The organism is Cytobacillus firmus (genome assembly GCF_023657595.1).
Classification (GTDB): Bacteria; Bacillota; Bacilli; order Bacillales; family Cytobacillaceae; genus Cytobacillus; species Cytobacillus firmus_B.
On the sequence record NZ_CP098323.1, the window covers coordinates 3,995,174 to 4,016,847 of the forward strand.

The following is a 21,674-nucleotide window of genomic DNA, read 5'->3' on the forward strand; positions in this document are numbered from 1 at the left end:
ATATGGTTTAGAAAAAAACTTTGCCTTATAATGAATACATGCTTTAAATCAAAAGAAGTAAAAAATAAAGATCACCTTGACTTTTACCCTCTGAAAATTATATAATACTCCTTGTGTAAAATATTGCAGCCTATGTGAGCACCTTGATGTACTCATTTTGTTCCTCAACCAGCTTCAGCCGCCTTTGGCGACTTATATGTTTCTGGGGATGGGGTACTGTGTAACCCTCTGCTGCTAGGGCGAAGGTACATGAAAACAAAATGAACATGATTGTTGTGCGCATCTGTTTCTGTTTTTATTTTACCCAAATAAAAACACAAAAGGAGGAGTCTTAAATGGCTCGTTATACTGGTCCAAGCTGGAAATTATCCCGTCGTCTTGGAATCTCTCTAAGCGGTACTGGAAAAGAATTAGAAAAGCGTCCTTACGCTCCTGGACAACATGGTCCAAACCAGCGCAAGAAAATCTCTGAATACGGATTACAATTGCAGGAGAAGCAAAAGCTTCGTCACATGTACGGAGTAAATGAGCGTCAATTCCGCAATTTATTCGATAAAGCTGGCAAAATGCCTGGTAAGCACGGTGAAAACTTCATGATTCTTCTTGAATCACGCCTTGACAACGTTGTTTACCGTTTAGGTCTTGCACGCACTCGCCGTCAAGCTCGCCAGCTTGTTAACCACGGTCACATCATGGTTGATGGATCTCGTGTTGATATCCCATCATACCGCGTAGCACCTGGTCAAACAATTACACTTCGCGAAAAATCTCGCAACCTTGACATCGTTAAAGAAGCAATCGAAGTTAACAACTTCGTACCTGACTTCGTATCTTTCGATGCAGACAAGCTAGAAGGAACTTTCACTCGTATGCCTGAGCGTTCTGAACTTCCAGCTGAAATCAACGAATCTCTAATCGTTGAATTCTACTCTCGTTAATAATATTTAAACTGCCGAAGCATTTCGGCAGTTTTTTTGTTATATCTACTGGATTAACTCCCACTTTACAACCTCGACTCCTGCTTTCGTCGTTAATCAACAGGATCAGCTATCTGTCCACCCATTTTTGATTCAATTATATATAAATAAAGCCCTCCGTCACAGGAGGGCTTTCGCATATTAGTATTTAATCAGGAAATATTTCTTCTTTCCGCGGCGAATGACAGTAAATTGACCTTCGATCTTGTCTTTATCAGTTAGAGTGTAATCAAGCTCTGTTACGCGTTCTCCGTTTACAGAAACAGCGCCATTCGTCACATCTTCACGCGCCTGGCGTTTGGATGGAGAGATTTTGGCAGCCACAAGCAAGTCAACTATGCCCAATTCCTCTCCTTCAGAATGCTCATAAGATGGAACATCTTTAAAGCCTTGTTTAATCTCTGAAGCCGAAAGATTTTTTATATCTCCGCTAAATAGGGCAGCTGTAATTTTGATAGCCTGTTCTAATGCTTCATTTCCATGAATCAGACGCGTCATTTCTTCAGCAAGTGCTTTTTGGGCTTTGCGGAGATGCGGTTCTTCCTGAACAGCTTTTTCAAGATTTTCAATTTCTTCACGGGATAAGAAGGTAAAGAATTTAAGGTATTTGATTACATCCGCATCTGCTGTGTTAATCCAGAATTGGTAAAACTCATAAGGAGATGTTTTCTCAGGATCAAGCCAGATTGCGCCACTTTCCGTTTTGCCGAACTTTGTTCCATCCGCTTTCGTTACAAGAGGAATTGTCAGGCCGTAAGCCTTGGAACCTTCAGGCGCCATTTTGCGGATAAGCTCAAGCCCGGTTGTAATATTTCCCCACTGATCACTTCCGCCAATTTGCATCTTACAATTATGGTTTTCAAATAAATGAAGGAAATCCATTGCCTGCAGGATGGTATAAGTGAATTCCGTAAAGGAAATCCCTGTTTCCAGCCTGGAAGAAATGGTGTCTTTAGCGAGCATGTAATTGACTCCGACATGTTTTCCAAAATCACGCAGGAACGTAACGATATCCATGGAGCCTGCCCAATCGTAATTGTTAACCATAATTGCACCGTTTTCACTTTCAAAATCAAAAATTCTTTTCAGCTGGCCCTTTATGCAGTCCACATTATGCTGTACTGTTTCAAGAGTCTGCAGCTTCCTTTCCTCGCTTTTGCCGCTTGGATCACCAATAAGTCCAGTAGCTCCGCCAACAAGAACAATTGGACGGTGGCCTTCTTTTTGAAAACGTCTTAACGTTAAAAATGGAAGCAGGTGTCCGATATGCATGCTGTCAGCAGTAGGGTCAACACCGCAGTACAAAGAAATCTTCTCTTTCCCAAGAGTATTTTGAATACCCTCTTCATCTGTCTGCTGATAAACAATTCCTCTCCATTGCAGATCTTCAATTAAGCTCATCTTATATCCTCCTTATCAACGGTTATTTTCAAGGCATTTACGGTTTTAACCATACAAAAAGCGCCCCTGCAATTATGCAGGGACGCATGATCATTTTGCGCGGTACCACCCAGATTGAGGACAAATGTCCTCCACTCTTTCAGAATAACGGATAATCCGTCCACTGCTATAACTGCTGTGCAGGTTGACAGTGAAAGCTCAGGGAGGTAATTCATCCTTCTATTTGTACCGGCTCGCAGCAAACGCCGGCTTTCTGAAACAGGGATAGAAGCATTACTGGATTCCCATCAATGCCTGTAAAATATTAAAAGTCTAAGATAGAATATTTTTATCATAAAATTGAACCAAATGTCAAATTCCTGTGCAAAAAAGGAAATTTCAGATAAATGGCGAACCATGTCATATTGGGCTGTCACATTGTGCTATAATATATGTGATTTTAGGGGGATTGATACGATGAAAGAAAAGTTTCAAATGTTAATGGATAAATTGAGGCAGACTCCGGGCCTTTTTGGTAATAAGAAAGCCGCTAAAGGCGCAAGTATAACATACCAGGTCATCTGGAATCTTACTTTGCTTTTTATCATCCTGGCTGTGATTGGCGGTGCATTCGCTGGGGGACTCGGAGCTGGTTATTTCGCTTCGCTTGTAAAGGATGAGCCCATCAGATCCTATGCCAGCATGAAAAAGGATATTTATGACTATGAAGAAACATCAGAACTATACTTTGCAAATAATGTATATCTCGGAAAGCTCAGAACAGACCTTGAACGTGAGGAAGTTAAGCTTGATGATGTTTCGGAACACTTAATTAACGCAGTAGTAGCTACTGAAGATGAGTATTTCTACGAACATGACGGTGTGGTGCCAAAAGCGATAATGCGCGCACTGTTCCAGGAAGTAACAAATTCATCTGTTCAATCCGGCGGAAGTACACTGACACAGCAGCTGATAAAGAACCAAATCTTAACGAATGAAGTTTCTTTCGAGCGGAAAGCAAAAGAAATTCTGCTTGCTTTGCGGCTGGAAAAATTCTTTGATAAAAAAGAAATATTGGAAGCCTACCTCAATGTTTCCACTTTTGGAAGAAATGCAACCGGACGTAATATTGCCGGAGTTGAAGCAGCTGCCAAAGGTATATTTGGGGTGAGTGCAAAAGAATTAACATTGCCTCAGGCCGCTTTCATAGCAGGGCTTCCTCAGAGTCCATTCGGCTACACTCCCTTTACAAGGGAGGGAACGGTCAAAGAGAATCTGGAACCGGGTTTCTCAAGGATGAAAACCGTTCTGAAAAGAATGTATGATGACGGAAAGATTGACCAGAAGCAATACGAGGAAGCTTTGGCATATGACTTGACAAAGGATTTCACTACAGCTTCTGAGAGCCCTTTGGAAAAGTATCCATATTTAACGTATGAAATAGAAGAACGTGCAGTAAAAATCATGACTAAAATTCTCGCAAAAAATGACGGATATGAAGAACAGGACTTAAAAGAAGATGACGAGCTCCGCGAGGAATACAGAACCCTTGCAGACCGGACAATCCGCCAGAATGGCTTCCAAATTCATACGACCATTAACAAGGATATTTATGATAAGATGCAGCAGGTCAAAGATAACTACCCTTATTACGGCCCTGATAAACCTGAGACAGTGAAGGATCCGGAAACTGGAGAAAACAAGCAAATCATGGAGCCCGTAGAAGTTGGTGCGATCTTAATTGAAAATAAAACCGGGAAAATTATCAGCTTTGTCGGCGGACGCGATCACAAACGCGAGCAGCTGAACCATGCTACAAGCGCTCTAAGGCAAAATGGTTCAACCATGAAGCCGCTTTTAGTCTATGCTCCGGCAATAGAACTGGGAAAGGCAGCGCCGGGCACTATTCTTCCTGATGTGCCGCTGCACCTTGCTCCGGGACTAAACAGACCTTGGCCAAAGAACTATACAAATACCTATAGCGGGCTCGTTTCGGCCAGACATGCACTTAAGCATTCATACAATGTCCCTGCTGTAAAGCTCTATAAAGATATAGTCGGACAGCGGCCTGCTTCTTACCTGGAAAAAATGGGCTTTACTTCTCTTATCGGCCCTGACTATACAAACTTGTCTACATCCATCGGATCACTGGAATACGGTGTAACTGTAGAAGAAAATACAAACGCATTTACTACATTTGCTAATGGCGGGAAATTTATTGACGCCTATATGATTGAAAAAATTACAGATAAAGACGGGAACGTCATATTCCAGCATAAGTCCGAGCCTGTTGATGTATTTAGCCCGCAGACAGCGTACCTTACAATCGATATGATGAGAGACGTTATTAACAGCGGAACTGCCACATCGATTAAGAGCAGATTGAAGTTCGGTTCTGATTGGGCGGGGAAAACAGGTACTGGTACTGAATTCATAGATGCCTGGTTTGTGGCAACCAACCCGAATGTCACCTTCGGCATCTGGTCTGGTTATGATACGCCTAAATCATTGAAGGCTCCTGGCCCATTAAGCTATAGCCTGCGAAATAATTATCTGTGGGCTGACCTGATGAATGCAGCATATGATGTTGCCCCTGACCTTGTGGACCCGAGCGAAAGCTTTAAAATGCCGGGCGGAATCGTAAGACGTTCATTCTGTGCTATTTCCGGCCTGCTCCCTTCAGAGGCATGTTCAAAGGCTGGCCTGGTCGAGACTGATTTATTCAATGCCAAATTTGTTCCTACAAAAGTGGATGACAGCCTCGGCAATGGAAAACTTGTAAGAATTGGCGATAAAAAATATATGGCACTTGATTCAACACCAGAAGAGTTTACTGAACCTGGAATGGTAGTCAATCCGGAATATATTCAAAAGCTATTCGGCATTAAATCAAATCTAAGTACTCTTATTCCGAATAAAGAACGCTGGAAGAGCATACTGACTAGCGCTGACCAGCTCAAAGACAACGGTAAAGCCCCGGCAGCTCCAGGCATAAAGGCTTCGGGTGAAACCATTACATGGGGCGCACACCCTGAAAAAGATGTGATAGGTTACCGTGTTTATAACGGAGGCAAAAAAGTCGGTACCATAAAAGCCGGCTCCTCCCTTAGCTTTAAAGCTGGAAGCGGCTCAATCCATGTAACAGCCGTTGACATTGCCGGCAGAGAGTCCGCTCCATCCAATGCAGTGGAAATCGGCAAAAAGCCGGAAGAAGAGAAACCTAAAGAAGAAAAGCCTAAGGAAGATAAACCTAAGGAAGATAAGCCTAAGGAAGATAAACCGAAAGATCCGCCAGCCGAAGAAAAGCCCAAGGAAGAAAAACCATCAGAATCCGGTGAAGATGGAGAGACATCAGCTGAAAATGGTTAAAATGAAAAGCAGAAATCCATTGATTGGATTTCTGCTTTTCTCGTTTTATACTTTTAAAAGCACGTGAAGGCCGCTGTTTTTGAACAGCGGCCTTGAACTTTCTTAATCTTCCATTGTAGACAGATCACCGGTTGGGAGATCCAGTTCCCATGCCTTAAGCACACGGCGCATGATTTTGCCGCTGCGGGTTTTTGGAAGCTTGTCGCGGAATTCGATTTCACGCGGAGCAGCGTGGGCAGCAAGGCCCTTCTTAACGAATTGGCGAATTTCTTCCACTAATTCCTCAGTTGGTTCATGCCCATCCCGTAAAGCAACAAACGCTTTAATAATTTCTCCGCGGACAGGATCCGGCTTGCCGATAACCCCAGCTTCTGCAACCGCAGGATGTTCGATCAGTTTACTCTCTACTTCAAACGGCCCTACACGTTCGCCAGATGTCATGATAACATCATCTACACGGCCCTGGAACCAGAAGTATCCATCTTCATCCATATAAGCGGAATCTCCGGAAACATACCAATCACCAGGCATAAAATAAGATTCATATTTTTGCTCGTTATTCCAGATGGCATGCATCATGGAAGGCCAGCCCTTTTTAATCGCAAGGTTGCCCATACGGTTAGGCGGCAGTTCATTTCCCTGATCATCGACAATGGCTGCTTTTACACCCGGAATCGGCTTACCCATGGATCCCGGCTTTATTTCCATGCAAGGATAATTGCAGATGAGCTGTGCACCTGTTTCAGTCATCCACCATGTATCATGGATGCGCATGTTAAAGACTTTTGTACCCCATCTGACAACTTCAGGATTTAGCGGTTCACCCACACTGAGGACATGGCGAAGGGAGCTTAAATCAAATTTTTTCACCACTTCATCGCCCGCTCCCATCAGCATGCGGAATGCAGTCGGAGCACTATACCAAACTGTAACGGCATACTCCTCAATCATTTTATACCAAGTCTCCGGATTGAACCTGCCCCCGACCACAAGGTTTGAAGTCCCTGTCAGCCACGGGCCGAAAATACCATATGAAGTACCGGTTACCCATCCTGGATCAGCAGTGCACCAATATACATCTTCTTCTTTTAAGTCCAGCACCCATTTAGCTGTCTGGTAATGCTGAATCATTGCATTATGTACATGCAGCACCCCTTTTGGCTTTCCTGTTGAACCGGATGTATAATGCAAAATAAGCCCATCGTTTCCGTCAACCCATTCAATTGGGAGCTTCCTGCTGGATTCAGCCATTCTTTTATTAAAATTGACATATGGCCCGGTTTCCTCTATATTTTCCCCAACAAGGAATACATGCTTTAAAGCAGGCAGCTGGTCAACAGGCACCCGTTCCAAAAGCTCAGGTGTTGTAATCAGGACTTTTGCTTCACTGTCAGCAAGTCTGTCACGGACCGCACCTTCCATGAAAGCTTCAAATAGAGGACCCACTATAGCCCCCAGTTTAACAGCCCCCAATACGGCAAAATAGAGCTCAGGAGAACGCGGCATAAAGATGAACACCCGGTCGCCTTTTTCAACATCGCCATATGCTTTTAATGCATTTCCCGCTTTATTGGATAGATCCTTCATTTCTTTAAAAGTATACTTCTCATTTCTCTCCCCATCGCGATAATAAAGGGCAACCTTATTTTTTCTGAAAGATTCCGCATGACGGTCAATAGCCTCATAGGCCATATTCATGCGGCCGGTTTCTTTCCAGGAAAATTCTTTTTCCGCATCAGCCCAGTTGAAATTTGCATAAAGTTCATTATAATTTTTTAAATTGAAGTCCCCTTGTGTTACTGGCAGCGCTTCCACTTTCATAAATAGTTCTCCCCCTTATTTAGATTTGATATTATTATAGTATAAACATTATATTTTCTCAATTTTTAAAATTTTAAAGGAGAAAAAAGTAGTTATGACCAGACTCGTAAATTGTCACAAACTTTTTTAAATTACACAGAAAATTATGTGAAAGCGCTTTATCATCCGCGTTTTTATGTATAATAGAAGATACATTGATCATGCTACCTGGGTGGTGAATACATGGAACATAACAAAACGTATAATGCAAAGGAATTAAAAACAGCCAATGGAAAATTAATCATTGAGGGGCCAATTACACCCGAAAAATTGGCAGATTATGAGTTTCATAAAGATCTTGTCGCTTTCAGGCCGCCGGCTCAGCAGCATAAAGCCCTGGTTGAGATTGCGGGATTGCCTGAGGGCCGAATTATAGTAGCCCGTGACAGACATACCATTGTCGGCTATGTTACTTACTTGTATCCGGATCCCCTTGAACGCTGGTCTGAAGGTAAGATGGATAATTTAATTGAATTGGGTGCCATAGAAGTGATTCCTGCTTTCCGGGGTTCGGGAACAGGCAAGAACCTGCTGAAAGTATCTATGATGGATGATGCTATGGAGGATTATATTGTTATAACGACAGAGTATTATTGGCATTGGGATTTAAAAGGAACTGGCCTGAATGTATGGGAATATCGAAAAATCATGGAAAAGATGATGAATGCAGGCGGTCTTGAATGGTACGCCACAGATGACCCGGAAATCAGTTCTCACCCTGCAAACTGCCTGATGGCCCGAATCGGAAAAAGAGTAGACCAGGATTCTGTCCAGCAATTTGACCGCTTGCGCTTTATGAATCGCTTTATGTATTAATAGAAGTGTAAATACATAGTTCATGCTATGACTTTTCCTGCATGAGTGTATCTCCATATATTTTATAAGGAGGCATTTAAAGTGATTGTAGAAGAAATTATGAAAACGGATGTCACGGCTTTGTCAAAAGAAGACACTATTGCCGATGCCATAAGAATTATGAGTGAAAAAAGAATCCGGCATTTGCCAATAACAGATGAAGATGGCAGACTCCAGGGACTTGTAACAGATAGGGATATTCGGGACGCCACACCTTCTATTTTTCATACAGAACTGTTTAAGGAAGATCTGCAGAGACCGTTAAAAATGATTATGAAGACAGATATCATCACTGGTCATCCGCTTGATTTTGCTGAAGAAATTGCTGCGGTTTTTTATGAGCAGCGGATTGGCTGCCTTCCCATATTAAACGATAATAAGCTGGTTGGGATTGTCACAGAAACCGATTTGCTTCATACATTAGTTCAATTGACGGGAGCTCATCAGCCAGGCTCGCAGATTGAAGTGAAGGTGCCGAACAAGGCGGGCATGCTGTTTGAAATCGCTGAAGTCATTTGCAGAAGGAAGGCAAATATCCAGAGTGTCCTTGTATACCCTGACAAAACAGATGATAAATTTAAAATATTGGTGATAAGGGTACAAACAATGAATCCTACACTTGTAGTAGAAGATTTGAAAAAAGCAGGCCATCACGTTTTATGGCCAAATATGCCGGGGATTTCACTATGACACATGATTCAGTATTTGTTTATTCGGAAGACCTGCTGAATTACAAATTCGGCAAAAATCATCCTTTTAATCAGATAAGGCTGAAGCTGACACTCGATTTGCTCAAAAATATAAATGCCATCGATGACTGTCATATTATCCCGCCGCGCCAGGCTTCGGATGAAGAGCTTCACCTGATTCATGATCCAAATTATGTGAATGCTGTCAAGCTTGCCGGCCGTGGACAGCTTCCTGAGGAATCATGTGAAAACTATGGTCTTGGAACAGAGGACACACCTATATTTTCCAATATGCACGAAGCGAGCTCTCTTTTAGTAGGAGGCACCCTGGCAGCCGTTGATGCCGTTATGAACGGACGTGCTAAGCATGCACTGCACCTTGGCGGAGGCCTTCACCACGGTTTTAGGGGAAAAGCCTCCGGATTTTGCATTTACAACGATAGCTCAGTAGCCATAAAGTACATGCAGGAAAAGTATAAAGCCCGTGTTTTGTATGTAGATACTGATGCTCATCATGGTGACGGTGTCCAATGGTCATTTTATGATGACCCGGATGTATGCACCCTATCAATTCATGAAACAGGCCGATACCTTTTTCCTGGTACCGGAAATATCAATGAACGGGGACAAGGGAAAGGATATGGTTTCTCTTTTAATATTCCCGTGGACGCTTTTACTGAAGACGACTCCTGGCTGCATGCATACCGTACAGCTTTTCGGGAGGTTGCGGAATTTTTCAAGCCTGATGTAATTTTGACGCAAAATGGGGCTGATGCACATTACCTTGACCCTCTTACCCATTTATCATCTACTATAAAAATCTATAGGGAAATTCCGAAACTGGCTCATGAAATTGCCCATGAATATTGCGGAGGGAAATGGATTGCAGTCGGCGGCGGCGGCTATGACATTTGGAGAGTTGTTCCCCGGGCATGGGCCATGATTTGGCTCGAAATGACTGAAAACTCTAATTGTTACGGCAATATCCCGGAGGAATGGATAAATAAGTGGAAAGAACACGCACCTGTGCCTCTTCCCTCTGAATGGGAAGATCCGGCTGATTTATATAACCCTATCCCCCGTAAAAGTGAAATAACTGAAAAAAATGCCCGGACATTGGACAAGGTTCTATATCCCATCCGGAACAAATCAATGACAGAGTCTAAATAAGAAAGTGACTGGCCGGAAACATCCGGCTGCCATTTCTTCACAGTCAAATAAACAGGCCTGGCTTTAGCCAGACCTGTTTATTGATTGTTCTCTTCATTAAATTTCGGATCAGAAATAATGATTTCAACACGCCTGTTTTTCTCCCAATTTTCCGGTCCGGAATTGGGAACGATGGGACGGGTTTCCCCGTAGCCGATAGCCATAAATCTGTGGCTGTCAAGGTTATGCCCTTCTGTTAAATATCTGATTACTGTACTGGCCCTGGCAGCAGATAACTCCCAATTGGACGGATATCTATATGTAGTTATGGGCCGGTCATCAGTATGTCCTTCCACCTTCACCAGGTTGGGCATGTTTGCTAACAGGGTTCCTACTTTATCCAGGAAAGGGTAGGAGCTCTCTATAAGACTGGCCTCCCCGGATTCGAATAAAACCTGTTCCTGCAGGACGAGAACGACACCACGCTCCGTTCTGTTTGCCACTATAACCTCTTCTAAACCATTCACATCCAGAAAGGACTGTATTTCCATCTGGAGCTCATCAAGCGAATCAAATTGACCGCTGCCTTCTTTTTCCGTATTTTCTTCCATTTCTCCCTGATTCTCCGCTGGAATGATGGACGGCTGGAAATCAAGCACCTGTTTGTCCCGGAAAGAGTCAGAAATCGCCTGAAATTTCATTAAATCAATCTGTGACATTGAAAATAGCAGGATAAAGAAAACCAATATTAATGTAACGAGATCTGAGAAAGTCACCATCCAGATTGGGGCACCTTTAGGAGGCTTAGGAGATCTTCGCCTACGCCTCATGATTCAAAGCCTCCCCCGCGTTTACTGCCCTCTCAAGCTCTCTCCGTTCCTCAGAGGATAAAAAGGCGCTCAGCTTCTCCTCCAGAATTTTGGGGTTTTGACCGGATTGAACACCGATGACCCCTTCAATAATGATCTCCTTTAAAAATACTTCCTTCTCTGTCTTCAAAGCCAGCTTTGCTGCCATCGGCAGAAAAATAAGATTGGCCAGAAGTGAGCCATATAATGTAGTCAATAAGGCAATGGCCATATTTGGCCCAAGAGTGGAGGGATCATTTAAATTTTTCAGCATCAGAACCAGGCCGATCAGAGTTCCTATCATCCCCCATGCAGGAGCGTACTCACCCGCTCTTTCAAGAATACTTCTGCCTTTTCTGTGCCTCTCTTCCATCGCCATTATTTCTGCATTCATAATGTCAGTAATGACATCCGGCTCTATGCCATCCACAGCCAGATAAATGCCTTTCCGAATAAAAGAATCTTCAACTTCCCCGACTTCAGCCTCAAGCGACAATAGCCCTTCACGCCGGGCACGCTCAGAGAGTTTGACAAAAATCCCAATCAGGTCGCCAACGCTTTGTTCTTCACTGGAAAAAACCTGCTTAAAAACTGTGGGCATATGCCTGATATCTTTTAATGGGAAACTAACAAGCAAACCGGCTATTAATCCGCCTAAAACAATAAGGATTGATGAAGGGTCAATAAATGATAAAAATCCAGCTGCTCCACCATTCCACATAATCCCAAAAATGAGCATAGCCAGGCCCGCCAATAACCCAGCAGGTGTTAACATATCGAACTTTCTCATACTCTCTCTCCCTGATCCACTGCATTATCTAAAAGTTTTAGTATAAAGTGAAACTCAATCAGTGGGGGTGCTTTTCTCCCCGCTGGTTGTTAGTTGAGGCCCACAGGAAGCGGGTCACAAAGACGTTGCCACAGGACAAGGAAGGCAACGGCAGCGATAAATCGCACGACCGAAAGCGGCAGCTTTTGGGAGGATGTGGCGTTTTTAGTCTTTGTTCCTCTTTTCAGGCCTTTACATTATAAAGCGAGGCGACTTGCCCAGGGGTGACAAGCGAGCCCCTAGGAGCCGCAGCTAGATTGGGCAGTTTGATCGCCACTTTCTCCTTTAAATCCACTGAGTCTTGAAAGGGGGATCTTACTGCCCGTTAGACTGCGATAAATTTTGACAGAAAGAAACGCCTTTCATATTAAGGCGTTTCTCTTTCTTCCCTTGTCCAGCTGCAGTGCCTAGCCCTCGAGTCGCTTCGGTCCAGATGCTGAAGTCAAAGAACGACTTCAACTTCTGGCCCTCCAGCGCTTGTCGGGACTGGTCGAGGCGCTTCCGCTTGTCTTTTATATCGGCATGTTTCTTATTTTGTTGAGCTTCGTTCTTCAATTCGATGTGGAAGTACAACAATTTGCTCATCGACAGATTCTTTATTCATAAGTTTTGTAAGTAATCTCATGGCAACTGCACCGATATCATACAATGGCTGTACAACTGATGTCAGCTGAGGACGTACCATTAAAGTCAATCTGGTATTGTCTGAACTGATGACCTCAAAGTCTTTAGGAACATCATAGCCTTTATCTTCAGCACCATGGATAATTCCCAAAGCCATTTCATCAGATCCTGCAAAAATAGCAGTTGGGCGAGGTTCAGCCTCGAGCAGTTTTTCAAAGGCTTCTATACCTGAATCGTACGTATAATCTCCTTCAACCACCAATTCATCACGGAAGGATACTTCAGCTTCTTCCAATGCACGCTTATAGCCTGCAAGCTTCTTTTCCTGATTAATCGGCTCGCGGAGGGGCCCTACCACAAGGGCTACATCTTTATGGCCTTTTTCAATAAATGACTTTGTGACATCAAATGCTGCCTGTTCATAATTAATATTGACTGATGGAATTTTGCCCGTTTCTTCAATAGAACCGGCCAGTACGATCGGAACCGGAGACTTTTCAAACTCTTCTACAAGCTCGGACGTAATGTTGCCGCCCATGAAGACTATTCCATCCACCTGTTTCCCGAGCATAGTATTAAGCAAATGCAGCTCTTTTTCGATATTCTGGTCGGAGTTGCTGAGAATGATGTTGTATTTATACATTGTCGCAATATCTTCTATGCCCCTTGCCAGTTCTGCAAAAAAGGTGCTGGAAATGTCGGGAATGATCACACCGACTGTAGTGGTTTTTTTGCTTGCCAATCCTCTTGCAACCGCGTTCGGGCGGTATCCAAGCCGGTCAATTACTTCCATTACTTTTTTTCTTGTTGCGGGTTTAACATTCGGGTTGCCATTTACAACACGAGAAACCGTTGCCATTGAAACATTCGCTTCTCTCGCCACATCATATATTGTTACATTCATTACTGACACTCCTTTTTTGAATAGCGGTCACTTCTATTACTTTATATTTTACAGCAACACGACATAACCTACTCATTTTTTATCCTAATTTGTGAGCAGTTACACATGAACAATTATGTATTTAATCATACGACAGTCCAGGAATTGCCGCAATGTCAAGGCTTATATTTCTGAAAAAAACTTAAAACTTCACTTTACAAGCGAAAAAAAGAGCCCTCTGCATGAGCAGAAGGCTCTCCGTATATTGAATAGTTCCGTTGATGCCGAATCAGAATGCGCGAACGGCTCTTATTCGATGATCACACTTTCAGCAATGCTGAAGATTTCAGTTCAGACATAAAATGGTCAAATTGATTTAAGTCCATTTGCTGTGCTGAATCTGAAAGGGCAACAGCCGGGTCAGGATGAACTTCTGCCATTACGCCATCTGCGCCGATTGCCAGCGCTGCTTTTGCTGCCGGAAGAAGCAAATCTCTGCGGCCTGTTGAATGTGTAACGTCAACTAGTACAGGCAAATGTGTTTCCTGCTTAAGGATTGGCACTGCTGATATATCCAGTGTATTGCGTGTTGCCCGTTCGTAGGTGCGGATTCCCCGCTCACACAGGATGATCTGTCCATTTCCCTGGGACATGATGTATTCTGCAGCATTAATGAATTCTTCAATTGTAGCTGCAATTCCGCGCTTTAAAAGAACTGGCTTATTTACAGCACCCGCTGCTTTTAATAGCTCGAAGTTTTGCATGTTTCTTGCACCGATTTGAATGACATCAATATAATTTACAGCTGTTTCAATATCATTAGGGCTTACAATTTCAGAAATAACTGCCAGATCGTATTCATCTGCCACTCTTTTTAAAATTTTCAGGCCTTCAAGGCCAAGACCCTGAAAATCATATGGCGAAGTTCTTGGTTTATATGCTCCTCCGCGAAGAAGTTTAAGCCCTTTCGCTTTTACAGCTTCAGCAACAGTTGCTACCTGCTCATATGATTCAACTGCACACGGGCCAAAAACAAGATGAGGATTGCCATCTCCTACTTTTTCACCTTTCAAGTCCACAATTGTGTTTTCAGGCTTCTTTTTGCGTGAAACTAGAAGCGCTTTTCTATGATCATCTTTTTGAAGTTCTAGACCTGCTTTAAATATTTCCTTGAACATATGCTCAATTGTTGAATTTTCAAAAGGACCGTCATTATGCTCTTTTATCAAATCCAGCATTTTGCGTTCCCGGACAGGATCATAACGATAAACCCCTTGTGTTTCCTTTACTCTTCCGATTTCTTGAACAAGTTCAGCTCTTTCATTGATCAAAGATAAAAGCTGAAGATTCAGCTCATCCACTCGATCACGAAGTTTATCTAGTTCATTATTGCTCATTTCCTGTCCCTTCCTTTCGAATCTCAATTTAAGCCGTGCTGGTTTCAGGATGCATGTACATAGCCCGCAACTAAATCGCAACGAGTTAAGCATTTCCATCTTTTTCTTTTACGGCCCATGGATATGTGATACATTTTTTATAATTAGGGTTATTATATATGAATTATTCAGACATGTCACGAAAAATTTCTTTATTAATTAAACGCTTTTAAGTAGTAAAGCGATCTAAAGGCATAAATAAGCATTCTAAGACAATTAAAAAGAAGGTGTATTGCTTTGGACGAACAAAAAAAGCTTTTTGCACTGGATATCGGCACTCGCACGGTTGTCGGAATTATTCTGGAAGAAGAAGGCGGCCAATACCATGTGAAAGACATCGTGATTAGGGAGCATGCAGAGAGGGCCATGCTCGACGGCCAGATCCATGATGTTCCGGCTGTTTCAAAAATTATAGCAGAAATCAGGGATGATCTTGAAGTGAAACACGGCCCATTAAATAAAGTTTGTGTAGCAGCGGCAGGCAGGGCTTTAAAAACGGAAAGATCTAAAACTTCCATCACCATTAAAGGAAAACCCATGATGAAAAAGCAGGATATACTTCACCTTGAATTAAGTGCGGTTCAGCAGGCGCAGGCAATCGCTGCAGAAAAGCAGGCAGCTGAAAAAAGCTATTATTACTATTGTGTTGGATATTCGGTTTTATACTACCGTCTTGATGGTGAAGAAATCGGAAGCCTGATTGATCAGCAGGGGGATGAGGCATCTGTCGAAATCATTGCTACCTTCCTGCCCAAAGTTGTAGTAGAGTCACTTATCTCAGCTCTTCAAAGAGCTTGCCTGGAAATGGAAGCTTTAACACTGGAGCCAATCGCAGCTATTAATGTCCTTATCCCGCCTTCAATGAGAAGGCTGAATGTGGCACTTGTTGATATTGGTGCCGGAACATCCGATATTGCCATAACAGATCTGGGCACAGTTACTGCTTTTGGAATGGTGCCTGTAGCAGGCGACGAGATCACCGAAGCCATCAGTGACCAGCTTCTGCTGGACTTCCCTCTAGCCGAAAAGGCAAAAAGAGACTTGCACGAATCCGATACGATTACTGTCACGGATATTCTCGGCTTCCAATCAGAAATCAGCAGGGAGGAGACAATTGAAAAAATCTCTCCAGCACTTGTACGTTTGACAAATTCCATCTGCGAGGAAATATTGCGGCTGAACAACAGGCCGCCAAAAGCCGTCATGCTGGCAGGCGGAGGGAGCTTAACACCCGGACTTCCTGAAAGGATAGCGAACAGATTAGGCCTTCCGGCAAACAGAGTTGCCATTAGGGGGATTGATGCTATCGGCGGCCTGAATTTACCGGATAACACAGACCGAGGCCCTGAGTTAGTCACCCCAATAGGAATCGCAATTGCCGCTAAAAAAGCCCCGGTCCAATATTGTACTGTTTACGTCAACGATCAGCCTGTCCGGCTATTTGATGTTAAAAAACTGACAGTCGGGGATTGTCTGCTGGCAGCAGGCATTAAAATGAATAGGCTTTACGGGAAGCCCGGACTTGCTATGATTATCAATTTAAATGGGCAAAACATTACGATCCCTGGAAGCCATGGAGAAGCTCCTGTCATTACACGCAACAGCCTCCCAAGTGGTTTAGATGAAGAAATCAAATCAGGGGATATCATAACCGTTTCAAAAGGGCGTGACGGATTGCCTGCTGAAGTTTGCATAAAGGATTTAATAGATGAAGTCCCGGAAAAGTCTATCACTATTAACGGAAAACAGTATACAATCCATCCTGCCATTACCTGTAATGAAAAAGTTGTCCCGCTAGAGCAGACTCTTGCTGATCGGGATAAAGTGGAGTGCAGGGTATCGGAAACAGCTGAAGAAATCTTAACCATTTTAAGTCTAAATAATTTATTAAACGAGCTTAAGCCTTTTCGAATCAGCATTAACGAAAAAGAGACTTTTCTGCCGCGCCATTCCGGAAAGCTTTATAAAAACGGCCTTGAGGCTAATTGTCACAGCATAGTAGAGGATGGTGACAATCTTCGCATTGAAAAAGGAAACACTCTGACCGTAAAGGAATTAGCAGATATTAAGCAGCTGGCACTTCAGGAGAGTATCCCTGTCATTTTTAACAGCAAGAAAATAGAGCTGTCCAGGGGAATACTCGAATTTCAGAGAGAAGGAGCTGTACTCACCGAAGATGACGTAATTTCTGCTGGAGATGCGATAACAATTATGAAAAAACCAAGATCCCCCTTTATTTTTCAGGATATATTCAGCCATGTTAATGTCGATATGCCTGCTTCCTCTTCCGGAGGCTTCATCCTTTTGAAAAATGGGAAAAAAACATCCTTTCATGAATCTGTAGAGCCTGGTGATCACCTTAAAATTGTGTGGCCTTCCATAAATAATAAACAGCATTCAACTATTAAATATAGCTAGAAATTAAAAACCCATCCGATTGGATGGGTTTTATCTGTTTTCCTTTACAGCATTCAAAAGGGAGTCATATGTAATCTTCCAATGTGATGCATGCCATACCACATCTCCATTATTAAACAGAATTGCCTGTGGCGACTCATGTTTAATATGAAAAGCTTCTGCAATGTGATTGGACAAAGGGCGATCATCCTGAACAACCAGGTAATAAGTATTTACATCTTTATGCTCTTTTACAAAGCTTTCATATTCTTCATAAGCTGCACCGCTCACAGGGCATGTGGAACTATGTTTTAAAACCAGCAGCTGCTCTCCTGACTCTACCGCTTGATCGAATGCTTCATGACTATCAAATTTTTTCATTTTTCTCTCCTCCTAAAATTAAACAACGGTGAAGTTATCGTACCACTTCACCGTTGTTTAAACAAATAGTTTAGTTATACTTTTGCTCGGTTTCGTCAAAAGCTTTTTTCGTTTCTTCCAGCTTCATTTGGATTTCTGCATCATTGACTGGCGCGTTTCCTTCAGCCTGGAATGTTTCGTCAATGATAGCTGCTCCCTCTTCTTCAGCTGTTCCGTTTGAAGGAGCTTGTCCATTTTGATAGTCTTTTAAGTTTTTCACTTTATTTACAAGCTCATTGGATTGCTTGGTCACTGTTTGAGTTAACACATTTGTTTTCTCTTTAGCAGCATTAGCCAGTTCAGTTCCTTTTGTCATAGCTGTTTCGCGGTACTGTCCTGATTTTTCTTTTAAGATGGCCGCTTTTTCGCTTAAATCACTTTGAAGCTCTTTTCCTGATTTTGGAGCCAGGAACAAAGCTGTAGCTGCGCCAACCATTCCTCCTATAAGAGCACCAATCATAAAATCCTTCGTATTGATATTTTCCTCAGTTTTTACCTGGTTTGAATCAAATTGAGTACGGTCTTGGCTATTCATTCTCCTTTTTCCTCCTCTTATTCTAGTATCGTGCTCTTTCTCTCTGGCGTTCGGGCGGAAGCATTTGTTTCTCGCCGACATTGTACTGATAAGGGTCTTCTTTTCTCATTTTCCACTTATCCTTGATTTCAAGGAGAACATTGCTCCACTGAACCACCTGTGAGATTTTATCTTTATTCTGTTCAAGCTGTGTGTTAACAGAAGATGTGATTTTCTGAATGGATCCATTAAATTTGCGGACAGAGTCACCAACTTCTTTTACCGCAGTTACGACACTGTTCAGATTTTCAGACTTCTGCTGAATATCTGTTGCCAGTGAATTTGTTTTGTGCAGAAGGACTGTAGTTTCCTTCGTAACACCGTCTAATTGCCTTTCAAGGCCTGCTAATGTGTGTGAAACGTTATCTAATGTACCTTGCAAGGATTTTAATGTTTTTGCCAAATAAATGACCAAAACAAGGAATGCAATAGCAATGACTGCTACACTTAAGTATAAAATTATTTCCAATTCCTACACCTCCGGTTGTCTGTATACTAACTTTTTACCCAGATGCACTGCCTCTAAACCAGGAGTACATTAATAGATTCAACTTATAACGTCCAAATTCCTTCTCATTCGGGTATTTTCATCAGTTAAAGTAAATATTAGCATAATTGGAAAAGGTTAAACAAAACCATTCATTTCGGTTACAATAAGAGTTGTCGGAGAAATAAATTTTGATGGAGGTATATATGCATGAAAGATCCCCGTATTGAAAAACTCGCCAAAAATTTGATTAACTATTCAGTCCGTCTCCAGAAAGGCGAGAAAATCCTTATTGAAAATTTTGGACTGCAGAAGGAATTGGTGACGGCTCTGGTTAAGGAAGCATACGATGCTGGAGGATACCCATTTGTTTCCTTAAAAGATCATCAGGTGGATCGTTCCCTGCTTTTAGGAGCACAAGAAGAGCAATTCAATATGATGGCTGAATTTGAAGCAAATGTTATGAGCAAAATGGATGCATACATAGGACTTCGCTCCGGAGATAACATCAACGAGCAGGCTGATGTGCCGGATGATAAAATGAAAATCCATGGTTCAACAATTGGACAGAAAGTACATAGAGAAATTCGCGTGCCAAAAACGAAGTGGGTAGTCCTGCGCTATCCAAATGCTTCCATGGCTCAGCTTGCTAAAATGAGCACAGAGGCATTTGAAGATTTCTACTTTGATGTCTGCAATTTGGATTACGGCAAGATGGATAAAGCAATGGACAGCCTTGTAGAATTAATGAATAAGACCGATAAAGTCCGGATCACCGGCCCTGGTACAGATCTGTCCTTCTCGATTAAGGATATTCCTGCAATCAAATGTTCCGGTCAGATGAATATTCCTGATGGAGAGGTTTATACTGCCCCTGTACGTGAGTCTGTGAACGGCGTTATCACTTACAACACACCATCTCCATACCATGGTTTTACATTCGAAAATGTCAAGCTGACATTTAAAGACGGTAAAATTGTTGAAGCGGAAGCCAATGACAGTGAACGCATCAATAAAATCTTTGATACGGATGAAGGTGCACGCTTTATTGGTGAATTCGCCATCGGAGTTAATCCATACATTCTTCATCCGATGCAGGATATTCTGTTCGATGAAAAAATCGACGGAAGCTTCCACTTTACACCCGGACAGTGCTATGACGAAGCGTATAATGGCAATAAATCAAATATCCACTGGGATATGGTCAACATCCAGCGCCCTGACTATGGCGGCGGTGAGATCTACTTTGATGATGTATTAATCCGTAAAGACGGGCGATTCGTCATTGCTGAACTGGAAGCGTTAAATCCAGAGAACTTAAAATAGGGTCACGAGTCTATGTAAAAAAGGATGCTTCCTGAGCGGAGCATCCTTTTTATAAATTATATTTGGTTTTCGTATGCCTGCTGGAATTTTTGGATATCTCCGGCACCCATAAACATAATTACACTTTCCTCATGATTTCTTAGGATAGCTGTTTCTTCCTCATTTAAAATTTGTGCATTAGGAATTTTATCCTTTAGATCATTGATCGTGAGCTTTCCATGGTTTTCCCGGGCAGAGCCAAAGATTTCACATAGATAAACCTTGTCAGCCAAATTGAGGCTTGATGCGAAATCCTCAAGAAATGCCTGAGTCCTCGTAAAAGTATGAGGCTGGAAAACGGCGACAACTTCCTTTTCAGGATACTTTTGTCTGGCAGCTTCTACAGTTGCCTTAATTTCTGTCGGATGATGGGCATAATCATCAATAATTACTTGAGAGCCCACTTTCTTCTCGGAAAATCTTCTTTTCACCCCTTCAAAGGAAAGAAGCTGTTCCTGAACAATCTTCGCATCAATCTCTTCATAATGACATAAAGCGATGACAGCTAAAGAGTTCAGGACATTATGATCTCCATAGGCGGCAATTGAAAACGTCTCATAGAAGGTATTGCGGACAAAAACGTCAAATGTTGTTCCTTCAGTCGTCTTAACAACATTGCGTGCCTGGAAATCATTTTCTTCTCCGAAACCGTAAAATACGACAGGCACCTTAGCCTGTATTTTTTGCAGCTGTTCGTCATCACCACATGCAAAAATGCCCTTATTGACTTGCCAAGACATCTCCTGAAAAGCAGAGAAAACATCTTCAACATTGGCAAAGTAGTCAGGGTGGTCGAAATCGATGTTCGTCATTATCGCATAATCCGGGTAGTAAGAAAGGAAGTGTCTTCTGTATTCACAAGCTTCAAAAACAAAATACTCAGCTTCTTCGTCCCCTTTGCCCGTACCGTCTCCAATAAGGAATGAAGTTGGTTTTGCACCTCTCATAACATGTGCAAGCAAGCCTGTAGTGGATGTTTTTCCATGTGCTCCTGTCACAGCAATGCTTGTGAAATTCTTCATAAAATCACCTAAGAAGCGGTGATATCGCACAACAGGCAAGCCAAGCTTCATTGCTTCCTCAATCTCTTCATGCGTGTCCGGATATGCATTCCCGGCGATTACCGTCATGCCCGGCTGTATATTTTCCTTTTGAAAGGGAAGGATCTTTACTCCAGATTTTTCAAGCGCCACCTGTGTAAAAAAGTGTTTCTCAAAATCGGAGCCTTGAACCTGATAGTTCATATCATGCAGAACTTGTGCCAATGCACTCATTCCGGACCCCTTAATACCTACGAAATGGTAAATAGTCATATAAAGAACCTCCAACCATCGTATATCTGTAAAACAGTATATGACATATATCTAGTTTTGCGCATATCCCTTGAGAAGACATGCTTCCGTGACTGTGCTGCTATGCTGTTTCGATGTTATTTATATAAACTTACACTTTAATGTATTGAAACATTATATCATTAATCGATTTTAAAAACTATGTAACGTATTGCCAGCTATTTATACCCTAAACATTAC

The 21,674-nt window shown here is 42.5% G+C and carries 17 protein-coding genes and 1 other annotated feature; of the genes, 7 read left to right on the forward strand and 10 right to left on the reverse strand.

Annotated features, from left to right (window positions below):
* Positions 1-335: 335 nt before the first annotated feature.
* The gene (rpsD, locus tag NAF01_RS20180) at positions 336-938 is read left to right on the forward strand and encodes a 30S ribosomal protein S4 (protein ID WP_048010849.1); all 603 of its coding nucleotides are present in this window, start codon (positions 336-338) and stop codon (positions 936-938) included.
* A gap of 180 nt (positions 939-1,118) precedes the next feature.
* On the opposite strand, the gene tyrS is transcribed toward rpsD, so the two are convergent.
* The gene (gene tyrS / locus NAF01_RS20185) at positions 1,119-2,378 is read right to left on the reverse strand and encodes a tyrosine--tRNA ligase (protein WP_197208004.1); all 1,260 of its coding nucleotides are present in this window, start codon (positions 2,376-2,378) and stop codon (positions 1,119-1,121) included.
* A 75-nt stretch (positions 2,379-2,453) separates the two neighbouring features.
* Positions 2,454-2,678, reverse strand: a binding site (T-box leader).
* 156 nt (positions 2,679-2,834) lie between these two features.
* Here tyrS and NAF01_RS20190 point away from each other — a divergent pair.
* On the forward strand, positions 2,835-5,726 hold the full coding sequence (locus NAF01_RS20190; protein ID WP_250801026.1) for a transglycosylase domain-containing protein: 2,892 nt from the start codon (positions 2,835-2,837) through the stop codon (positions 5,724-5,726).
* A 102-nt stretch (positions 5,727-5,828) separates the two neighbouring features.
* Here NAF01_RS20190 and acsA read toward each other — a convergent pair whose 3' ends face one another.
* The gene (gene acsA, locus NAF01_RS20195) at positions 5,829-7,547 is read right to left on the reverse strand and encodes an acetate--CoA ligase (protein WP_250801027.1); all 1,719 of its coding nucleotides are present in this window, start codon (positions 7,545-7,547) and stop codon (positions 5,829-5,831) included.
* A gap of 222 nt (positions 7,548-7,769) precedes the next feature.
* Between acsA and NAF01_RS20200 the strand changes: the two genes are divergently transcribed.
* The 3 genes from NAF01_RS20200 (at position 7,770) to NAF01_RS20210 (ending at position 10,300) form a co-directional block, all read left to right on the forward strand.
* On the forward strand, positions 7,770-8,402 hold the full coding sequence (locus NAF01_RS20200) for a GNAT family N-acetyltransferase (RefSeq protein WP_048010845.1): 633 nt from the start codon (positions 7,770-7,772) through the stop codon (positions 8,400-8,402).
* Between the two features lie 81 nt (positions 8,403-8,483).
* The gene (locus NAF01_RS20205; RefSeq protein ID WP_048010844.1) at positions 8,484-9,131 is read left to right on the forward strand and encodes an acetoin utilization AcuB family protein; all 648 of its coding nucleotides are present in this window, start codon (positions 8,484-8,486) and stop codon (positions 9,129-9,131) included.
* Positions 9,128-10,300: an acetoin utilization protein AcuC gene (locus tag NAF01_RS20210; RefSeq protein WP_250801028.1), complete on the forward strand. Its 1,173-nt coding sequence runs from the start codon at positions 9,128-9,130 to the stop codon at positions 10,298-10,300. Before NAF01_RS20205 ends, NAF01_RS20210 begins: the two co-directional genes overlap by 4 nt.
* Positions 10,301-10,377: 77 nt before the next feature.
* Here the strand turns inward: NAF01_RS20210 and motS are convergent, their stop codons facing one another.
* From motS to NAF01_RS20230, 4 genes are all read right to left on the reverse strand, one after another.
* Positions 10,378-11,109, reverse strand: a complete 732-nt coding sequence (gene motS / locus NAF01_RS20215; RefSeq protein ID WP_197248392.1) for a flagellar motor protein MotS — start codon at positions 11,107-11,109, stop codon at positions 10,378-10,380.
* Positions 11,099-11,917 (reverse strand): flagellar motor protein MotP, encoded by an 819-nt coding sequence (gene motP, locus NAF01_RS20220; RefSeq protein WP_250801029.1) that lies wholly within the window; start codon positions 11,915-11,917, stop codon positions 11,099-11,101. The genes motS and motP overlap by 11 nt, the downstream gene beginning before the upstream one ends.
* Positions 11,918-12,485: 568 nt before the next feature.
* Positions 12,486-13,484, reverse strand: coding sequence for a catabolite control protein A (gene ccpA / locus NAF01_RS20225; RefSeq protein ID WP_226618231.1), 999 nt, complete (start codon positions 13,482-13,484; stop codon positions 12,486-12,488).
* Positions 13,485-13,783: 299 nt separating this feature from the next.
* Positions 13,784-14,860: a bifunctional 3-deoxy-7-phosphoheptulonate synthase/chorismate mutase gene (locus tag NAF01_RS20230; RefSeq protein WP_197207996.1), complete on the reverse strand. Its 1,077-nt coding sequence runs from the start codon at positions 14,858-14,860 to the stop codon at positions 13,784-13,786.
* A gap of 276 nt (positions 14,861-15,136) precedes the next feature.
* On the opposite strand from NAF01_RS20230, the gene NAF01_RS20235 reads away from it, so the two are divergent.
* Positions 15,137-17,317 (forward strand): cell division FtsA domain-containing protein, encoded by a 2,181-nt coding sequence (locus NAF01_RS20235; RefSeq protein ID WP_250801030.1) that lies wholly within the window; start codon positions 15,137-15,139, stop codon positions 17,315-17,317.
* A 30-nt stretch (positions 17,318-17,347) separates the two neighbouring features.
* Here the strand turns inward: NAF01_RS20235 and ytxJ are convergent, their stop codons facing one another.
* The 3 genes from ytxJ to NAF01_RS20250 all read right to left on the reverse strand — a co-directional run bounded on the left by ytxJ (position 17,348) and on the right by NAF01_RS20250 (position 18,759).
* Positions 17,348-17,677, reverse strand: a complete 330-nt coding sequence (gene ytxJ, locus NAF01_RS20240) for a bacillithiol system redox-active protein YtxJ (RefSeq protein WP_226618229.1) — start codon at positions 17,675-17,677, stop codon at positions 17,348-17,350.
* A gap of 70 nt (positions 17,678-17,747) precedes the next feature.
* Positions 17,748-18,251: a YtxH domain-containing protein gene (locus tag NAF01_RS20245; RefSeq protein ID WP_048010836.1), complete on the reverse strand. Its 504-nt coding sequence runs from the start codon at positions 18,249-18,251 to the stop codon at positions 17,748-17,750.
* Between the two features lie 22 nt (positions 18,252-18,273).
* On the reverse strand, positions 18,274-18,759 hold the full coding sequence (locus NAF01_RS20250) for a DUF948 domain-containing protein (RefSeq protein ID WP_035330351.1): 486 nt from the start codon (positions 18,757-18,759) through the stop codon (positions 18,274-18,276).
* Positions 18,760-18,987: 228 nt separating this feature from the next.
* Here NAF01_RS20250 and NAF01_RS20255 point away from each other — a divergent pair, with 228 nt between their 5' ends.
* Positions 18,988-20,103, forward strand: a complete 1,116-nt coding sequence (locus NAF01_RS20255; RefSeq protein WP_197248398.1) for an aminopeptidase — start codon at positions 18,988-18,990, stop codon at positions 20,101-20,103.
* Positions 20,104-20,159: 56 nt separating this feature from the next.
* Here the strand turns inward: NAF01_RS20255 and murC are convergent, their stop codons facing one another.
* Positions 20,160-21,455, reverse strand: coding sequence for a UDP-N-acetylmuramate--L-alanine ligase (gene murC / locus NAF01_RS20260; protein WP_250801031.1), 1,296 nt, complete (start codon positions 21,453-21,455; stop codon positions 20,160-20,162).
* Positions 21,456-21,674: the final 219 nt, after the last annotated feature.